At 37.4% G+C, this 17,899-nt stretch carries 20 protein-coding genes and 1 riboswitch; of the genes, 18 read left to right on the top strand and 2 right to left on the bottom strand.

Annotation, left to right across the window (positions count from 1 at the left end):
* Positions 1-47: 47 nt before the first annotated feature.
* Positions 48-695 (bottom strand): phosphatase PAP2 family protein, encoded by a 648-nt coding sequence (locus ACX9TM_RS25320; RefSeq protein WP_000713775.1) that lies wholly within the window; start codon positions 693-695, stop codon positions 48-50.
* A gap of 143 nt (positions 696-838) precedes the next feature.
* On the opposite strand from ACX9TM_RS25320, the gene ACX9TM_RS25315 reads away from it, so the two are divergent.
* The 18 genes from ACX9TM_RS25315 (at position 839) to yunB (ending at position 16,789) form a co-directional block, all read left to right on the top strand.
* Positions 839-1,366, top strand: a complete 528-nt coding sequence (locus ACX9TM_RS25315; RefSeq protein ID WP_000826874.1) for a hypothetical protein — start codon at positions 839-841, stop codon at positions 1,364-1,366.
* A 410-nt stretch (positions 1,367-1,776) separates the two neighbouring features.
* A complete protein-coding gene (locus ACX9TM_RS25310; RefSeq protein ID WP_000218968.1) occupies positions 1,777-2,142 on the top strand; it encodes an arsenate reductase family protein in 366 nt (121 codons plus the stop codon).
* 41 nt (positions 2,143-2,183) lie between these two features.
* Entirely contained in the window at positions 2,184-2,567 is a 384-nt protein-coding gene (gene gcvH / locus ACX9TM_RS25305) for a glycine cleavage system protein GcvH (protein WP_000026897.1), read from the top strand.
* A gap of 499 nt (positions 2,568-3,066) precedes the next feature.
* On the top strand, positions 3,067-3,411 hold the full coding sequence (locus ACX9TM_RS25300) for a toprim domain-containing protein (RefSeq protein WP_000640870.1): 345 nt from the start codon (positions 3,067-3,069) through the stop codon (positions 3,409-3,411).
* Positions 3,412-3,414: 3 nt separating this feature from the next.
* On the top strand, positions 3,415-3,723 hold the full coding sequence (locus ACX9TM_RS25295) for a thioredoxin family protein (protein WP_002008881.1): 309 nt from the start codon (positions 3,415-3,417) through the stop codon (positions 3,721-3,723).
* Positions 3,724-3,875: 152 nt separating this feature from the next.
* Entirely contained in the window at positions 3,876-4,220 is a 345-nt protein-coding gene (locus ACX9TM_RS25290) for a hypothetical protein (RefSeq protein ID WP_001242139.1), read from the top strand.
* A gap of 125 nt (positions 4,221-4,345) precedes the next feature.
* A riboswitch (SAM riboswitch) is annotated at positions 4,346-4,453 on the top strand.
* A 178-nt stretch (positions 4,454-4,631) separates the two neighbouring features.
* The gene (locus ACX9TM_RS25285; protein WP_000601789.1) at positions 4,632-5,657 is read left to right on the top strand and encodes a methionine ABC transporter ATP-binding protein; all 1,026 of its coding nucleotides are present in this window, start codon (positions 4,632-4,634) and stop codon (positions 5,655-5,657) included.
* Positions 5,650-6,315 (top strand): methionine ABC transporter permease, encoded by a 666-nt coding sequence (locus ACX9TM_RS25280; protein ID WP_065381816.1) that lies wholly within the window; start codon positions 5,650-5,652, stop codon positions 6,313-6,315. The genes ACX9TM_RS25285 and ACX9TM_RS25280 overlap by 8 nt, the downstream gene beginning before the upstream one ends.
* 23 nt (positions 6,316-6,338) lie before the next feature.
* Positions 6,339-7,151, top strand: coding sequence for a methionine ABC transporter substrate-binding lipoprotein MetQ (metQ, locus tag ACX9TM_RS25275; protein WP_065381815.1), 813 nt, complete (start codon positions 6,339-6,341; stop codon positions 7,149-7,151).
* 71 nt (positions 7,152-7,222) lie between these two features.
* Positions 7,223-8,029, top strand: a complete 807-nt coding sequence (gene metQ, locus ACX9TM_RS25270) for a methionine ABC transporter substrate-binding lipoprotein MetQ (protein WP_000757013.1) — start codon at positions 7,223-7,225, stop codon at positions 8,027-8,029.
* Positions 8,030-8,267: 238 nt separating this feature from the next.
* The gene (gene sufC / locus ACX9TM_RS25265; RefSeq protein ID WP_000929160.1) at positions 8,268-9,053 is read left to right on the top strand and encodes a Fe-S cluster assembly ATPase SufC; all 786 of its coding nucleotides are present in this window, start codon (positions 8,268-8,270) and stop codon (positions 9,051-9,053) included.
* Positions 9,054-9,068: 15 nt separating this feature from the next.
* Positions 9,069-10,361 carry a Fe-S cluster assembly protein SufD gene (sufD, locus tag ACX9TM_RS25260; RefSeq protein ID WP_000152167.1) on the top strand — a complete coding sequence of 431 codons (1,293 nt, stop codon included), beginning with the start codon at positions 9,069-9,071 and terminating at the stop codon, positions 10,359-10,361.
* On the top strand, positions 10,361-11,581 hold the full coding sequence (gene sufS, locus ACX9TM_RS25255) for a cysteine desulfurase SufS (protein ID WP_001020767.1): 1,221 nt from the start codon (positions 10,361-10,363) through the stop codon (positions 11,579-11,581). The genes sufD and sufS overlap by 1 nt, the downstream gene beginning before the upstream one ends.
* Positions 11,571-12,002, top strand: coding sequence for a Fe-S cluster assembly sulfur transfer protein SufU (gene sufU / locus ACX9TM_RS25250; RefSeq protein ID WP_000009523.1), 432 nt, complete (start codon positions 11,571-11,573; stop codon positions 12,000-12,002). Before sufS ends, sufU begins: the two co-directional genes overlap by 11 nt.
* Before the next feature lie 48 nt (positions 12,003-12,050).
* The gene (gene sufB / locus ACX9TM_RS25245; RefSeq protein WP_001118827.1) at positions 12,051-13,448 is read left to right on the top strand and encodes a Fe-S cluster assembly protein SufB; all 1,398 of its coding nucleotides are present in this window, start codon (positions 12,051-12,053) and stop codon (positions 13,446-13,448) included.
* Positions 13,449-14,219: 771 nt separating this feature from the next.
* The gene (locus tag ACX9TM_RS25240) at positions 14,220-15,635 is read left to right on the top strand and encodes a bifunctional metallophosphatase/5'-nucleotidase (protein ID WP_306427316.1); all 1,416 of its coding nucleotides are present in this window, start codon (positions 14,220-14,222) and stop codon (positions 15,633-15,635) included.
* Between the two features lie 65 nt (positions 15,636-15,700).
* Positions 15,701-16,003 carry a YunC family protein gene (locus ACX9TM_RS25235; RefSeq protein WP_000248466.1) on the top strand — a complete coding sequence of 101 codons (303 nt, stop codon included), beginning with the start codon at positions 15,701-15,703 and terminating at the stop codon, positions 16,001-16,003.
* 54 nt (positions 16,004-16,057) lie between these two features.
* Positions 16,058-16,789, top strand: coding sequence for a sporulation protein YunB (gene yunB / locus ACX9TM_RS25230; RefSeq protein WP_000021800.1), 732 nt, complete (start codon positions 16,058-16,060; stop codon positions 16,787-16,789).
* Positions 16,790-16,862: 73 nt separating this feature from the next.
* On the opposite strand, the gene ACX9TM_RS25225 is transcribed toward yunB, so the two are convergent.
* A complete protein-coding gene (locus tag ACX9TM_RS25225; protein WP_000944663.1) occupies positions 16,863-17,846 on the bottom strand; it encodes a M23 family metallopeptidase in 984 nt (327 codons plus the stop codon).
* Between the last annotated feature and the right edge of the window lie 53 nt (positions 17,847-17,899).

Below are 17,899 nucleotides of genomic sequence, written 5' to 3'. Positions count from 1 at the left end.
ATAATAGATAAAAGCAGACTGAAGCCACAGTCTGCTTTTTTGTCATGCTACATTCTATGATTTTGTTTTACTGGAACTCTTATTGGTTCTTTGGCCAATAAGAGCTGAACGCCGAAGTAAAGTATGCTTGCAAGCGTCATTCCAGAAACGGCATCTACAAAGGCATGCTGCTTCGTAAATAGCGTTGATAAAATAATAAGTGTACCGAAGAAAGTAAGGATGTAATATTCAAAAACATGCTGTTCTCTACGCTTAAAGGCAGCTAACATAATTACAAATGTAGTAAGAACGTGAATGCTAGGGAAACAGTTTACTGGCTGGTCGATACTATAAATATAGCGAACTAGTTCAGAAAATACATCTGTTCCAACGACAGTCGGACGTGGTACAGTTGTTTGCCAAAAATAATAAATAGAAAAACAAGCAAGCTTTCCAAAAATAACACTACTTAAAGTAACATAATATTGCTTTCGGTCAGCAAAGCAGTAATAAATAAGTGCGCCGTATAAGTATGGAAACCAAAGTAAATAAGGAATAATAAATGCTTTTACAAATGGAATCCAATCATCCACTACAGTTGTAACGTCTACTGCGTGAACAGTCGATTTATTTAATACGTCGTAAAGGGGACTTACGAGCACGAGTAGAAGTATATAACTTAACGGAAGAAAAGATGAAAGTTTAAATTTCTTCATGTTGATCTCCTATGTTTAGTAATGTAAGTAAATTCAATTGATTATAATATAGAAACGTGAATTGGGCTATCGATTTTACTTACATTTTCTTGAATTAACCTTACGTTTTTGTCACTTGACTAAAAAGAAGGGGAGGGTGCTAAATGAAGCGTTTATCGTATTTCTTATTTTTTATATTGATATGCCTAGTCGGTGCTGGGTGTGCAAAGGATAAAGAAGGAGAGAAATTAGAATATAACGGAAGAGCACTCGTAATTGGAGTTGTTGGAGAAAAACCGAAAGATACGTTTAGGAATATAAAGTTTGAGGAAATGAAGTTAGAGGAACTGGAAAAGAAATCTAAGGAAGTAGATGGTTTTCTAATAATGAAAGATCACTTTCAAGAAGCCTCAACAGAGCAATATAAAAATGTATTTTCATCACTAAAGAAACCAGTGTTTTTTATCGGTTTACAAGATAAATCATATTCGATTTTTATTACAAAAGGGATAGAGTATAACAGTGCCCGAAAAGATGTAAATGCTATGTATACGCAAGGGTTTGCGAATATCGGAAGTGGTGAAGGACAACAATGGGCAGTTGGTTTATCGAATGGTGGAAATACAGAAGAAAGTATTCATAATATGTATATCGTCGTATTTCAAACAATTGCAGATTATTTAAATAGATAATGAAGGAGCCTGCAAAAGAGGCTTCTTATTTTTTTAATCAAACGTTTGTTTAAGCTGTATGTTCGGTAGGAAGAAACCGATGTAACTCAAGGGTTAACAAAGAAAAATAGAGAATTAATCAAACGTTTGTTTAAGCTGTATGTTCGGTAGAAAGAAACTCCTGTAGTTCAAAGGTTAAGAAAGAAAATGGAGAATTAATCAAACGCTTGTTTAAGATATATGTTTGGTGCAGAATCTGAAAAATTTATATATTTATTTTTTTCTTAACAAATGGCGGAAAAATAAGAAAAATTCGCAGGATTATTAAAAATTATCACGAAATAAGTAAAAGTTTAGCGAATAATGGTTTGAAATAATAAAACGTTTTCTATATGATAAAGGTAAAGGTTAGTAAAAAAGTAGGTGAATTTATGACAGTAACATTTTATTCATATCCAAAGTGTGGCACATGTCAAAAGGCAAAGAAATGGTTTGAGGCAAACGATGTAGCATATGAGATGATTCATATTGTTGAAAATCCACCATCAAAAGAAGATTTACGTAATTTACATGAAAAAAGTGAATTACCATTAAAAAAATTCTTTAATACAAGTGGAATGCGTTACCGTGAACTTGGTCTAAAAGATAAGTTGAAAGATGCAAGCGAAGACGAAATGTATGAGCTTTTAGCATCTGATGGCATGTTGATTAAACGTCCAATTGTAACAGATGGAACGAATGTAACACTTGGTTTTAATGAAGAGCAGTTTGAAAGTGTGTGGAAAAAGTACCAATAAGGTATTTTTACATAATTAATACATTCACTGGAGGTACAGTCATGAGCATTCCAAATAATTTACGTTACTCTGAAGAACACGAATGGGTAAAAACTGAAGGTAATGAAGTTGTTATCGGTATCACTCACTTTGCACAAGGTGAGCTAGGCGATATCGTATTCGTTGAACTTCCTGAAGTAGGTGCAACAATCGAAGCTAACGAGCCATTCGGAAGCGTAGAATCTGTTAAAACAGTTTCTGAGTTATACGCACCTGTAAGCGGTAAAGTTGTAGCAGTAAACGAAGAATTAAGTGACCAACCAGAACTTGTTAACGAATCTCCATACGAGGGTGCATGGATGGTTAAAGTTGAACTTTCTGATGCAAGCCAAGTTGAGAAGTTATTAACTGCAGAAAAATATGCAGAAATGACAAACCAAGACTAATTATAGTCGACTAAAGGACAGCCTTTGTGCTGTCCTTTTTTATTTTTTGTGAAATAATGAAATTCAAGTTATATGTAAATAAATAAGCTATTATGAGAAAAACTGTTTTTTGGTAAGGTTTCATAAGTCTTCACAATCTAAACGAGCCGCTTGCGCTTTTCATTGTCCAGCTCCACCTCCTAGCCCTTCATGTCTAAGAACCTTCCGCACGAGAAGACAAAAAGCGTCTTCTGTGCGAAAGAACCTTAGCCAACAGGGCTAAACAGTCGGTTCCGCTTTTCTTTATGATCCAGCTCCAGCGGCTAGATTGTTCGGTGGCTTCGCTTCTTCCTACAAGGCCAAAAGCGCCTTTACGTCAGAAGCTCCATCCCCCTCACAATCTAAACGAGCCGCTTGCGCTTTTCTTTTGCAAAAATAAACAGGAAACAACATGAAAATAACGAATATACTATATACTAAGTTCAAGGTTGTATAGTATATGGTGATCGGGTGATGACATATGATTTATGTAGAAAAAGTCATTATTGTAGAAGGTACATCAGATAGAAGAAAGATTGAATCTATTATTCGTGAACCGGTGGAAATTGTTTGTACAAATGGTACAATTGGTTTGTCGAAAATGGATGAGCTCGTTGATCAGTTTTTTGATAAGGAAGTGTATGTGCTAGTGGATGCTGATGATGCTGGAGAAAAGTTAAGGAAACAATTTCGAAAAGAATTCCCGCAAGCCGAGCATATCTATATTGATCGCTCGTACCGAGAAGTGGCAACTGCGCCATCTACACACTTAGCAAATGTATTATGGGGAGCCGACATTGACGTTTATACAGAATATTTACGGTAAGGAATGATAGAAGTGATTGATTGGACAGGAGCCGAAGCTACAGCCCTAATAGAGAACGAAGAAAAAACAGTATTATATGTATATACTCCAATGTGTGGAACATGCCAATTAGCAAAAAAGATGTTAACAGTGGTTGAGATGACAATTGAAGATTTGAAAATTGGGATGTTAGATTTAAATTATGCTCCGCATTTAGCAAAAGAGTATGGGATTGAAAGTGTACCTTGTTTACTTGTTTTTGAAAATGGGACACTGATGAAGAAGATATACGCATTTCATTCGGTTGAATATTTATATACGGAATTAAAGTAGGCGGCAAAAATTTTGCCGCCTCGACATATTTCTTGGGAAATATGTCGAGATGCAGGATGGATACAGTATTTGTCGAGCGAAAATAACAGGATTGCTCTTTAGTGAGAGGGAATGGTATGTAATAGAAAGTGATATGAAGGATGTGATTTAGGGTGAGATTATATTCTTTGCTTCAATCATTTGTAAATTACGCTAATGGTCAATATCATTTAGAACCGCTTTTAAGACAAGAAGAAAAAACTGTTAATTTTCGCTTTGGAGATGAAAGTTGTTCGTTACAAATTTCAAGAGATTATATAGAGTTGGTACATGAGGAAAGAGGAACGGAACAAATCATTTGCTTAGATGAAAAGGATATAGAACAATTGGTGAATGGAAATGTACGATTGCAAATGCTAATGAATGATGGACGTGTACAATATTCGGGAACGTACCGAACGATGTTATTAGTGGAATCGATGTTTCATATATGTAAACCGATGTCAGTAGGTGCTTAAAATTCTGAAGTTTCATTTTTTGCGAAAATTTCTGTTGACATGGTGAGTGTATATTGATACAATTCAAGTCATAAAATATAGACAATTTCATAAATTTCAAATCAGACGAAAATTGAATCTGATTTCTCTTATCAAGAGAGGTGGAGGGACTGTGCCCTGTGAAGCCCGGCAACCGTCAACTTATGTTGAAATGGTGCCAATTCCTGCAAAGCAAATGCTTTGAGAGATGAGAGAGAGGGATAATGTTGTTATATACGCATAAAAACCTTTCTGCTTCTCTAAAGCAGAAAGGTTTTTTTATTGTTTGAATGTGGAGGACATTCAAATAATAAAAGTAATGATAATAGTGGACTACACGCATTAAAAATAAAAAATTGCGGAGTCGACCTAAACAAAAAAGGGGTGAACATCATGATTCTATTAGAGAATGTAAGGAAAATATATAAGGCGAAAAGCGGTGATGTCACTGCTGTAGATAACGCCAATTTAAAAATAGATAAAGGTGAAATATTTGGTGTTATCGGATATAGTGGCGCTGGAAAAAGTTCTTTAATTAGATTGTTCAATCAGTTGGAGAAACCAACTTCTGGCCAAATTACAATTGCAAATCGTGTCATTTCAGCAATTACAGGAAGCGAACTTCGTAAGGCAAGACAAGAAATTGGAATGATTTTTCAGCACTTCAACTTACTTTGGTCACGAACAGTACGTGAAAATATAGAGTTTCCACTTGAAATTGCAGGTGTTGATAAAGCGAAGAGAAGAAAACGTGTTGATGAATTAATTCATCTTGTTGGATTAGAAGGAAGAGGAGACGCGTACCCATCTCAGCTGAGCGGGGGACAAAAGCAACGCGTCGGGATTGCAAGAGCATTAGCTAATAATCCACAAGTGCTTTTATGTGACGAAGCAACGTCAGCTCTTGATCCGGAAACGACAGATCAAATTTTGGATTTACTATTAGACATTAATAAGCGCCTTGGTTTAACAATTGTACTCATTACACATGAGATGCACGTAATTCGAAAGATTTGTAATCGTGTTGCGGTAATGGAGAAAGGAAAGATTGTAGAAACAGGCCCAGTACTTGATGTATTCCGTAATCCGAAGCAAGATATTACGAAACGATTTGTAAAGCAGTTAACGGATTCTGAAGATACAAATGAAACGATTGAAAGTTTAATTGAAAAATATCCAGATGGAAAAGTAATTCGTTTGCAGTTTATCGGTGAGGCTGTAGAAAGACCAGTGCTTCAACGATTGATGCAACGCAGTGACATAGAAGTTAGCATTTTGCAAGGAAATATCGCACAAACGAATAACGGTTCTTACGGTAGTTTAGTCGTTCATTTAAATGGTGAGGAAACAGCGATCCAGCAAGCAATAGAAGGAATTCATCAAGATCAAGTAGAGCTGGAGGTGATTGCACATGGATAAGTTACTTGCAAATGTTGATTGGAATCAAATGTTAGAAGCAACTGGTGAAACGTTATATATGACGGCAATCGCAGCTCTTGCGACATTTGTTTTAGGACTCATTTTAGGATTGTTACTCTTCATGACAGCAAAAGATAATTTATGGGAAAACAAATCAATTAATACGGTGATTGGAGCATTCGTAAATATATTCCGTTCTATACCATTCATCATTTTAATTATTTTATTAATCCCATTCACAAAGATTATTCTTGGAACAATTCTTGGAGCAAGTGCAGCTTTGCCGGCTTTAATTATTGGAGCAGCACCATTCTACGCGAGAATGGTTGAAATCGCACTTCGCGAAATTGATAAAGGTGTAATTGAAGCTTCAAAAGCAATGGGAGCAAAAACAAGCACAATTATTTTGAAAGTGTTAATTCCAGAATCGTTACCAGCATTAGTATCTGGTATTACGGTTACGACAATTGCTTTAGTAGGCTATACAGCAATGGCAGGAGTTGTTGGTGCTGGTGGCCTTGGAACACTTGCTTACTTAGAAGGATTCCAAAGAGGGAATAACGATGTAACAATCGTTGCGACAATTTGTGTATTACTAGTTGTATTTTTAATTCAGTGGATTGGTGATAGTTTAACGACTCGAATAGATAAACGATAATGAAAAACGGGAGGATGTTTCAAATGAAAAAATTGTTACTTACGGCACTTATTTCAACTTCAATTTTTGGATTAGCTGCTTGTGGCGGGAAAGATAAAGATGAAAAGAAACTTGTTGTGGGTGCTTCTAACGTACCGCACGCTGTTATTTTAGAAAAGGCAAAACCGTTACTTGAGAAAAAAGGAATTGAGTTAGAAATTAAAAAATTCCAAGACTACGTATTACCAAATAAATCGTTGGCGGATAAGGATTTAGATGCAAACTACTTCCAGCACATTCCGTATTTAGAAAAAGAAATTAAAGATAAAAAATATGACTTTGAAGTAGCAGGAAAAATTCATTTAGAACCAATTGGTGTGTACTCTCAAAAGTATAAGAGCTTAAAAGAGCTTCCGGACGGAGCGACAATTATTATGAGTAATTCAGTTGCTGACCATGGACGTGGTTTAGCAATTTTACAAAAAGAAGGTATTTTAAAAATTAAAGACGGAATAGATCCAGTTAAAGCAACTCCAAAAGATATTGCAGATAATCCGAAAAATCTAAAATTCAAAACGGATATCGAGCCTGGTTTATTGCCACAAGTGTATAACAATAAAGAAGGCGACGCTGTTTTAATTAACTCTAACTATGCAATTGATGCAAAGTTAAATCCGGAAAAAGATGCAATTGCAATTGAAGGAAATGATTCACCATACGCAAACATAGTAGCTGTTCGTAAAGGTGATAAAGATAAGAAAGAGATTAAAGCTCTTGTAGAAGTATTGCATTCTAAAGAAATTGAAAACTTCATTAATAAAGAATATAAAGGGGCAGTTGTTCCTGTAAAAGAATAATTGCTGAAAAGGGCTGGTGTATGCCGGCTCTTTTTATAACTACATAACCATTGGGGAGAAGGGGAAATCATATGAAAAAGGTTCTACTGTCAGTTGTTACAGCGTTGTCTGTATTTACATTAGCTGCTTGCGGAGGAAAAGAGGAGAATAAGCTTGTTGTGGGAGCTTCTAACGTGCCACACGCTGTTATTTTAGAAAAGGCACAGCCGATATTAGAGAAAAAGGGTATTAAATTAGAAATTAAAAAATTCCAAGATTATGTGTTGCCGAATAAGGCTTTAGCGGATAAAGAAATTGATGCGAACTACTTCCAGCACATTCCTTACTTAGATAAAGAAATTCAAGAAAAGGGATATAAAATTGTAAACGCAGGAAAAATCCATTTAGAACCTATGGGCATTTATTCTAAGAAATATAAAAGCTTAAAAGACTTACCAGATGGCGGAACAGTGATTATGAGTAATAACGTAGCGGAGCGAGGCCGTATGTTAGCATTGTTACAAAAAGGTGGCGTTATTAAATTAAAAGACGGAGTAGATGTTGTTAAAGCAACAGTAAAAGATGTTGTAGAAAACCCGAAAAACTTAAAATTTAAAACAGATGTTGAACCTGGACTTTCACCGAAATTGTATGAAAATAATGAGGGAGATGCTTTATTTATTAATTCAAACTATGCAATTGATGCAAAATTAAATCCAACAAAGGATGCAATTGCGATTGAAGGATCAGACTCTCCGTATGCAAACATCATTGCAGTTCGTAAAGGTGATGAGAAGAAAAAAGAAATTAAAGAGCTAGTAGAAGTGCTACATTCAAAAGAAATTCAAGATTTTATTAATAAAGAATATAAAGGTGCTGTACTTCCGGTAAGTGAATAAATATAAGGAAAGGGCTGGAAAATTACCAGTCCTTTTTTCTTTATATAAATAAGAAGAAAGGTGTATCATAGAAAGATGTGAAGGAAATACTTATATACATTTGTGAAAAAACGGTTACTTTTTTTCGTCGTTTGCGATATCATTTTATTTGATATAAAATTAGAATGAGAATAAAATGAGAATATGAACGTTTTAGGAATTTTTAAAATGTATATATAGGATTAATGGAGGTATTGAGATGGCTGGTTCTACATTAACGGTTAAAGACTTACACGTATCAATTGATGGCAAAGAAATTTTAAAGGGTGTAAACCTTGAAGTAAAAGGTGGAGAAATCCACGCAATTATGGGACCTAACGGAACAGGTAAATCAACTTTATCTTCTGCAATTATGGGTCACCCAAAGTATGAAGTAACAGAAGGTAGCATCATCATCGACGGTGAAGATGTATTAGAAATGGAAGTAGACGAGCGCGCACAAGCGGGTCTATTCCTAGCAATGCAATATCCAAGTGAAATTAGCGGAGTAACAAACGCTGACTTCTTACGTTCTGCAATTAACGCACGTCGTGAAGAAGGCGATGAAATTTCTCTTATGAAATTTATCCGTACATTAGATAAAAACATGGAATTCCTAGAAATGGATCCAGAAATGGCACAACGTTACTTAAACGAAGGTTTCTCTGGTGGAGAGAAAAAACGTAACGAAATTCTTCAATTAATGATGATTGAGCCAAAAATCGCAATCTTAGATGAAATCGACTCAGGTCTTGATATCGATGCATTAAAAGTTGTATCTAAAGGTATTAACGAAATGCGCGGCGAAGAGTTCGGTTGCCTAATGATTACGCATTACCAACGTTTATTAAACTACATCACTCCAGACTTCGTTCACGTTATGATGAACGGTCGTATCGTTAAATCTGGTGGCCCTGAGCTTGCACAACGTCTAGAAGCTGAAGGTTACGACTGGATTAAAAAAGAATTAGGTATTGAAGACGAAACAACAGAGCAAGAAGCGTAAGAGAGGAGCATAAACATGACAATCGGTACATTACCTTTCGATCAAGAAACAATCCGTCAACGCGCAAGCGAAGTAAACGAAGCAGCTTGGTTGACTGAGTTCCGCTTACAAGCTCTTGCACAAGCAACTGAACTTCCAATGCCAACGCCTGATAAAACGAAAATTGACAAATGGGACTTTATCGGAAAAGGCGACGCTGCTAAGCAAGAGCCTGTAAGTTCTTTAACTGAACTTCCAGAGGCAGTGAAAAACTTAATCGATGAAAATAACAGCGTATTAGTGCAACGTACTGGTACAACTGCATTCGTTTCTTTAGCAGACGAAGCAAAAGAAAAAGGTGTTATTTTTACAGACATCGTAACAGCAGCAACTGAGCACGCTGAACTAGTACAAAAGTACTTAATGAAAGACGGCGTGAAAGTAGACGAGCATCGTCTAACTGCACTTCATGCTGCATTAATCAACGGCGGTGCATTCGTATATGTTCCGAAAAACGTTGTTCTTGAAACTCCACTTCAAGCTGTATTCTTAGTAGACGGCGAAGAAGCTAACGTATATAACCACGTATTATTCGTAGCTGATGCGAACAGTACTGCAACTTATGTAGAAAACTACGTTGCAAATGAAAATGCTAAAGGTATTGCAAATATCGTAGCAGAAGTAATCGTGGAACAAGGCGCACAAGTGAAATTCGGTGCGGTTGATCTATTAGCAAAAGACGTAACAACTTACGTTAACCGCCGCGGCGTTGTAGGACGCGACGGCCGTATTGATTGGGCTCTAGGCCTTATGAATGACGGAAACACAATTTCAGAGAATGTTACCAACTTAATGGGCGACGGTTCATATGCTGATACGAAAACAGTAACAATTGGCCGTGGTAACCAAACACAAAACTTTACAACTAAAGTTGTTCACTTCGGTAAACACTCTGAAGGTTGGATTTTAAAACACGGTGTACAAAAAGATAGTGCAACATCTATCTTTAACGGAATTGGTAAGATTGAACACGGTGCATCTAAATCAAATGCACAACAATCTTCTCGCGTTCTTATGTTAGATGAAAAAGCACGCGGTGATGCAAACCCAATTCTTTTAATCGACGAAGATGATGTAATGGCAGGTCACGCAGCTTCAGTAGGTCGCGTAGATCCAGTCCAACTATACTACTTGATGAGCCGTGGTATTCCAAAACGCGAAGCAGAACGTTTAGTCATCCATGGATTCTTAGCACCTGTAGTTAATGAGCTTCCAATTGAAGGAGTAAAGGCACAGCTTGTTGAGGTAATTGAAAGGAAAGTTCGCTAATGAATATTCATGAAATACGCAAACAGTTTCCAATTCTTGATCAAAAAGTGAACGGCAAACAACTTGTTTATTTCGATAGTGCAGCAACTTCTCAAAAACCAATTCAAGTCATTGAAACGTTAGAACGTTACTATAAAGAATATAATTCTAACGTGCATCGCGGTGTTCATACGCTCGGTACGAAAGCTACCGACGCGTATGAAGGTGCACGTGAGAAAGTTCGCAAGTTTATTAACGCGAAATCAATGGAAGAGATTATTTTCACACGCGGAACGACAACTGCATTAAATACAGTAGCAGCTAGCTATGGTCTTGAAAATGTAAAAGAGGGCGATGAAATCGTTATTTCTTACATGGAGCACCATAGTAATATCATTCCGTGGCAACAAGTTGCGAAGAAAACTGGTGCAACTTTAAAATATCTTCCGCTTCAACCAGACGGTACAATTTCTTTAGAAGATGTTCGTCAAACAGTTACACCGAATACAAAAATCGTTTCTATTATGCAAGTATCAAACGTACTTGGAACGATTAACCCTGTAAAAGAAATCGGAGCAATCGCACACGAAAATGGCGCAATTATGGTCGTTGATGGTGCACAAAGTACACCTCACATGAAAGTGGATGTACAAGATTTAAACTGTGATTTCTACGCATTATCTGCTCATAAGATGTGCGGACCTACAGGTATCGGCGTATTATATGGTAAAAAAGAATTGCTGAACAATATGGAGCCAATTGAATTTGGCGGTGAAATGATTGATTTCGTAGATTTACAAGAATCTACGTGGAAAGAGCTTCCGTGGAAGTTTGAAGCAGGTACACCGATTATCGGTAATGCAATCGGACTTGGTGCAGCAATTGATTTCCTAGAAGAAATCGGTCTTGATAATATTGAAAAGCATGAGCATGAATTAGCGCAATACGCTTTAGAAAGACTATCAGAAGTAGATGGCGTTACAATTTATGGTCCAAAGCATCGCGCTGGTCTTGTTACATTTAATATTGAAGACGTACATCCTCACGATGTAGCGACTGTATTAGATGTAGAAGGCATTGCAGTTCGCGCAGGACATCACTGTGCACAACCGCTTATGAAGTGGCTAAAAGCTTCTTCAACAGCACGTGCGAGCTTCTATTTATATAATACAAAAGAAGAAATTGATACATTTGTTGAATCGCTAATCAAGACAAAGGAGTATTTCACAAATGTCATTTAATAATTTAGATACGTTATATCGTCAAGTTATTATGGATCATTACAAAAATCCTCGTAACCATGGCGTGTTAGAAGATAGTGTTACCGTTAACTTGAACAATCCAACTTGCGGCGATCGTATTCAACTTACGATGAAAGTAGAAGAAGGTATTGTGCAAGAGGCGAAGTTTGAAGGTGAAGGATGTTCAATCTCAATGTCTTCAGCTTCAATGATGACACAAGCAGTAAAAGGTAAGAAAATTGAAGAAGCACTTCAGCTTTCGAAAATTTTCTCTGACATGATGCTAGGAAAAGAGTACGATGACAGCATCGATTTAGGAGATATTGAAGCATTACAAGGCGTATGCAAGTTCCCTGCACGTATTAAATGTGCAACATTAGCGTGGAAAGCGTTAGAAAAGGGCTTAAACGAAGATAAGTAATGTTAAAGGTTCCTAAAAACGAGGTTATCTAAGGAGGGACACACCAACATGGCGAAGCAACTGCCAGATATCGGCGATTATAAATATGGTTTCAAAGACAAAGACGTTTCGATTTTCCGTGCTGGACGCGGTTTAACAAAAGAGATCGTTGAAGAAATTTCACGTATGAAAGAAGAACCACAGTGGATGTTAGACTTCCGTTTAAAATCACTGGATAAGTTCTACGAAATGCCAATGCCACAATGGGGCGGCGACTTAAACGACTTAGATTTCGATGAAATTACGTACTACGTAAAACCATCTGAGAAATCTGAGAAGTCTTGGGATGAAGTACCTGATGAAATTAAAGCAACATTTGATAAATTAGGTATTCCAGAAGCTGAGCAAAAATATTTAGCTGGTGTATCTGCACAGTACGAATCTGAAGTTGTATACCACAACATGAAAGAAGACCTAGAAGCTCTAGGAATCGTCTTCAAAGATACAGATAGCGCATTAAAAGAGAACGAAGATATTTTCCGTGAGCATTTCGGAAAAGTAATCCCACCAACAGACAACAAATTCTCTGCATTAAACTCTGCAGTTTGGTCTGGTGGATCATTCATCTACGTTCCAAAAGGTGTTAAAGTTGATACACCACTTCAAGCGTATTTCCGTATTAACTCTGAAAATATGGGACAATTCGAGCGTACGCTTATCATCGTAGACGAAGGCGCACACGTACACTACGTAGAAGGTTGTACAGCACCTGTTTACACGACTAACTCACTTCACAGTGCGGTAGTAGAAATCATCATTAAGAAAGATGCATATTGCCGTTATACAACAATCCAAAACTGGGCGAACAACGTATACAACCTAGTTACAAAACGTGCGGTTTGTGAAGAAAACGCAACGATGGAATGGATTGACGGTAACATCGGATCTAAATTAACGATGAAATACCCAGCAGTTATCTTAAAAGGCGAAGGCGCTCGTGGTTTAACATTATCTATCGCGATTGCTGGTAAAGGCCAACACCAAGATGCTGGTGCGAAAATGATTCACTTAGCACCAAACACGTCTTCAACAATCGTTTCTAAATCGATTGCGAAGCATGGTGGTAAAGTAACTTACCGTGGTATCGTACACTTCGGACCAAAAGCGAAAAACTCTCGCTCTAACATCGAGTGTGACACGTTAATCATGGATAACCAATCTACATCTGATACAATTCCTTACAACGAAATCAAAAACGATTACGTTTCACTTGAGCACGAAGCGAAAGTATCGAAAGTATCAGAAGAACAATTATTCTACCTAATGAGCCGCGGTATTTCTGAGCAAGAAGCTACAGAAATGATCGTAATGGGCTTCATCGAGCCATTCACTCGCGAACTTCCAATGGAATACGCAGTTGAAATGAACCGCCTAATCAAGTTTGAGATGGAAGGTTCTATCGGTTAAATAGAAATGCGGAGCCGACTGTTCAGACCCGTTGGCTAAAGTTCTTTCGCACAGAAGATGCTTTTTATCTTCTCGTGCGGAAGGTTCTTAGACATGAGGGTCTAGGAGGCGAAGCTGGACATATTTAAAGTGGAAGCGGCTCGTTCAGAATGTGAGGAGGATGGAGCTTCTGACGTAGAGGCGCTTTTTGCCTCATAGGAAGAAGTGAAGTCACCGAACATTCTAGTCGCTGGAACTGGATAATATATGTATGAAGAAAGCGTCCTGCTGTGCAGGGCGCTTTTTTGTTTTGCGGATTTGTCTTGGCCGTGGGAGAGGATACCCGGGTGGGTGTTCAGCTAAATATATCAACGATTTTTCAAATATATCGATCATAAACGGGAATATATCAACGATTATTTCAATATATCAACGTTTCGACAAGGAATATCGATTTGTCGACAAGATAAGACAAAAGAAAATCCTCACATACCCCAAATATTTTATAAGAACAGAGAACGACTAGGTTTAAGACAAAGATACTGACAAATCCACTTGAACAACCACCCACTGAATTCTCTATTAAACTTTTTGACAAATCCCCCCCTCCCTCCACTATCTGGAATTTTTTCCTGCATTAGCAAAAGTTTCTCATATAAAAAGGACAATCTTTTGCTTTTTCTCACAATGCGAGTACAATGTAAAATAGCAAGAAAAGACGAAAAGTATTTACAGGATTATTGTGTGCGCATAGCGTAAATGGCAGTAAGGAACTGAGAGGAGGTTTTTTCTCTGAATACAAATAAAGAAACAATCATCCACCTTTATCATACAAACGATATACATAGTCATTTTGAAAATTGGCCGCAAATTTCTCGGTTTGTTCTAGGGGAGAAAAAGCGAAGACAGGAAGCGGGAGAGACGGTTTTGACGATTGATATCGGCGATCATGTGGATCGTTTTCATAGTATTTCGGAAGCGACAAATGGGATTGGGAATACGAAGCTTTTAAATGAGGCGTTATATGATTATATAACGATCGGAAATAATGAAGGCATTACGTTAGCGAAAGAGCATTTAAATCGGCTCTATGATGATGCTGGATTTGAAGTACTTGTCGCAAATTTATTTGAAAAAGAAGGTGTACGTCCATCATGGGCAAAGCCTTATAAATTACATACAACGACAGATGGGATTACGATTGCTTTTATCGGGTTAACTGTTGCGTATCCAGAGTTTTATCAAATGCTCGATTGGCATATTGAAGATCCGCTTATCCATTTAGAGTCTATTTTAGAAGAAGTGAGAGATGAAGCTCATATAACAGTTGTCCTTTCTCACCTTGGAAAAAGTATGGATGAGTATATGGCAGAGCATTATGATATAGATGTTATTTTAGGGGCACATACGCATCATTTATTTGAGCGTGGTGTTCTAATGAATAATACTTTACTTTGTTGCTGTGAAAAGTGGGGACGTTACGTTGGGCACGTGCAGCTTACTGTGGATAAAGAGACGAAGAAGCTGTTGAAAAAGGACGGTAGAGCGATTAAGACGGAACGGTTAGGTGCTTATAGCGAGCCGTTATCCACAATTGAAATACTGCAGGAAGAAAGTAAGCATATAATGGCAGAGCCTGTCGTTCATTTAAAAGAGTCATTACAGGTTGATTGGTTTCATGAGACGCCGTTTTCTTATATGTTAGCAAGTGCGCTGAAAACATGGTGCGGTGCAGAAATTGGCATGGTGAATGCTGGTGTACTTCTTGAAGGGTTAGAAGAGGGTGTCGTAACGCGCGGAGATATTCACAGAATTTGTCCACATCCAATTAATCCGTGTGCTTTGAAAGTTCCAGGAAAGATATTAAGAGAAGTTATTTTGAAAGCACGTAAGCCGAATATGGAGAATCTTGAGGTGAAAGGATTCGGATTTCGTGGGAAAGTGATGGGGAAAATGATTTACGCGGGTGTAGAAGTAATTCCAGATACGATTCCTGGGAATAAAATTTTACTCGAAGATGTATTAATTAACGGGGAATCGCTGGAATTAGATCGTATATATACAGTAGGAACAATTGATATGTTTACATTTGGCTACTTATACCCAGAGCAATCCACACTTTCTGACAAACAATATTATATGCCAGAACTACTTAGAGATGTGTTAACAGATATATTAATAACTTATACTTCTTCTGTTAAACTATAGGCTAGTTAACTTGTAACACTCATTTTTCTCTTGTCATACAGATAAGAAAGAGAGGAGTGTGAACTATGGTTAATGTGGAGCCAATTATAATTGATAATTATACGTTTATTGCGGTTAGCGTGAAACTTCCAAAGACAAATTTGCTAGCTGTAATGAGCGATAAAGGATATATTATGTGTGGTGCATTAGATGTAGGTCTTTTAAATGAGAAGTTAGGTGATCGAGGAATTATTGCTGGCCGTGCGGTTGGTGTAAGAACGATTGAACAACTTCTTGAAGCGCCGCTAGAATCGGTAACGACTGGAGCTGAAGCATTAGGCATTCCAGCAGGAACGATTGGAAAAGAAGCATTATTAAAAATGAGATAAGCATATATCGTCCCTCCTTCTTGCATAGAAATGATATAAGAAGGAGGTTTTTTTATGAGTATATTTCGCTCGAAAAACTCGCGGTTTCGAAGGGGACCTATTGCCTTTCGGTATATACTGCTTATGTCGTTTATTCTTTTTATTATATTACTTACGCAAGGGTTGTGGATTGTGAATAATAATATTCAGCCGACCTTAATTAAATATGGGGAAGTAGAGACGCATAAAATGGCGACGGCAATTATGACGAAGGCAGTAAAGGATCGAATTAATGAAGGATTCGATGTAGATTCATTAATGAAAGTACAGAATGATAAAAACGGAAAAGTATCTACAATTAATTTAAATACAAAGCAAGTAAATGAAATCGTAACGTCAACGACCACGTACATAGAAAAATATTTGCAGCAAGTAGAACAAGGGAAGTTGAAGGAGCTAGGTATTTCTGAAAAAAACGGGGCGACTATGGCAGTTCCTTTTGGGCGTGTAACTGATAATGCGCTTCTTGGTAATATAGGACCAGATATTCCGATTCATTTCACGCCAATTGGGCATGTGAATACAGATATTAAACAAAAAATTGAGCCGCATGGGATTAATACTACAGCGATTCAAATTGTTATGGAAATGGAAGTAACATTGCAAGTAATTATTCCATTTCATACGAAAGAGATAACGGTGAAACAAAATGTTCCGATTGCGACGCGTATCGTTCAAGGGGAAGTGCCTACGTATTATGGAAGTGGAAGTGTTGCTGTACCTGATAAAAAGAAAACAGATAGTTAGTTGTAAATAAAGTGAAATCCGGCTCAGCCAGGCTTTTAATGGATAAAAAATAACCGTAGCAATGCAGCTACGGTTATCGTTTTGTATTTGCTCGTTCTTTGCGTTCCCAAAGGCTTAAATGCATGTATGGATCGAAGGCCCATTCTGTATAGCCATTGTCTTTATATATGCCAAAATGTAAGTGGGGCGGAAATTTTCCGGCTGTACCAGGAGGTCCATAACCAGTGCTACCAACAAATCCGATTACTTTCCCTGGCTCAACAATTTGTCCAAGCTGTATTTCTTTTGAGAACCCGCCTAAATGAGCGTAATAATGGTAATTGTTATGAAGGTCGCGAATACCAATGCGCCATCCACCAAGGCGGTTCCAACCTTTCGTTTCAATAATGCCATAGCAAGTCGATCTTACTGGCACGCCATATCCGGCGAAAATATCTGTTCCTTCATGAATCCTTCTGCCGCCAAAACTTCTTCCAGCGCCGAAAGTACTACGGTAGCTATGGTCACTACGGATCGGAAGAGGAAAAGCATTTCCCTCTAAATTAATACGGCCATAATGTTTATAAATTTGGGCATATTCGCTAATTAAATCAACTGTTTTTGCACGTCTATAATATTCCCAGAGCATAATTTTAATACGGTCTTCTGACGTTCCTTGTTTCCTTAAAATAGTCGCTGCGGTATGCAGAAGATCACGGTCGCTATTTGCATTTGCAAATCCATCTTTGTCACCATCTAAACCTATTCCGCCAAATAGAGAAATTGTATGGGGGAGAGTATCGTTACTATTAATAGGTCCAGCCCATATTTCTGGTTTGAAATAAAGGGAAATGATGGCATCTGGTTTTTTCGGAATATCTTTTCTTACGCTCCGTATATTTCTTTCATATTGATCCATTGCAGCTAAGTAATACCATGGAATGCCTGAAGACTGCTCGGTTTCTTTATATAGTGCCATGCGCTTTTCGTATATGCTTTGCTGATTATCTTCACCGTAAGCGATGTTTTGGTGGAGAAGAAAACAAATAGAAAGCAAAAGAGAAATTTTTCGAAGCATGAAATAGACTCCTTTCACAACATCACTCTTTTTAGTGTGGGATATACGGAGTA

It is taken from the genome of Bacillus sp. LH1 (assembly GCF_057924895.1).
The sequence above is the reverse complement of the archived record's forward strand: the minus strand, read 5'-3'. Positions and strand labels throughout refer to the sequence as shown.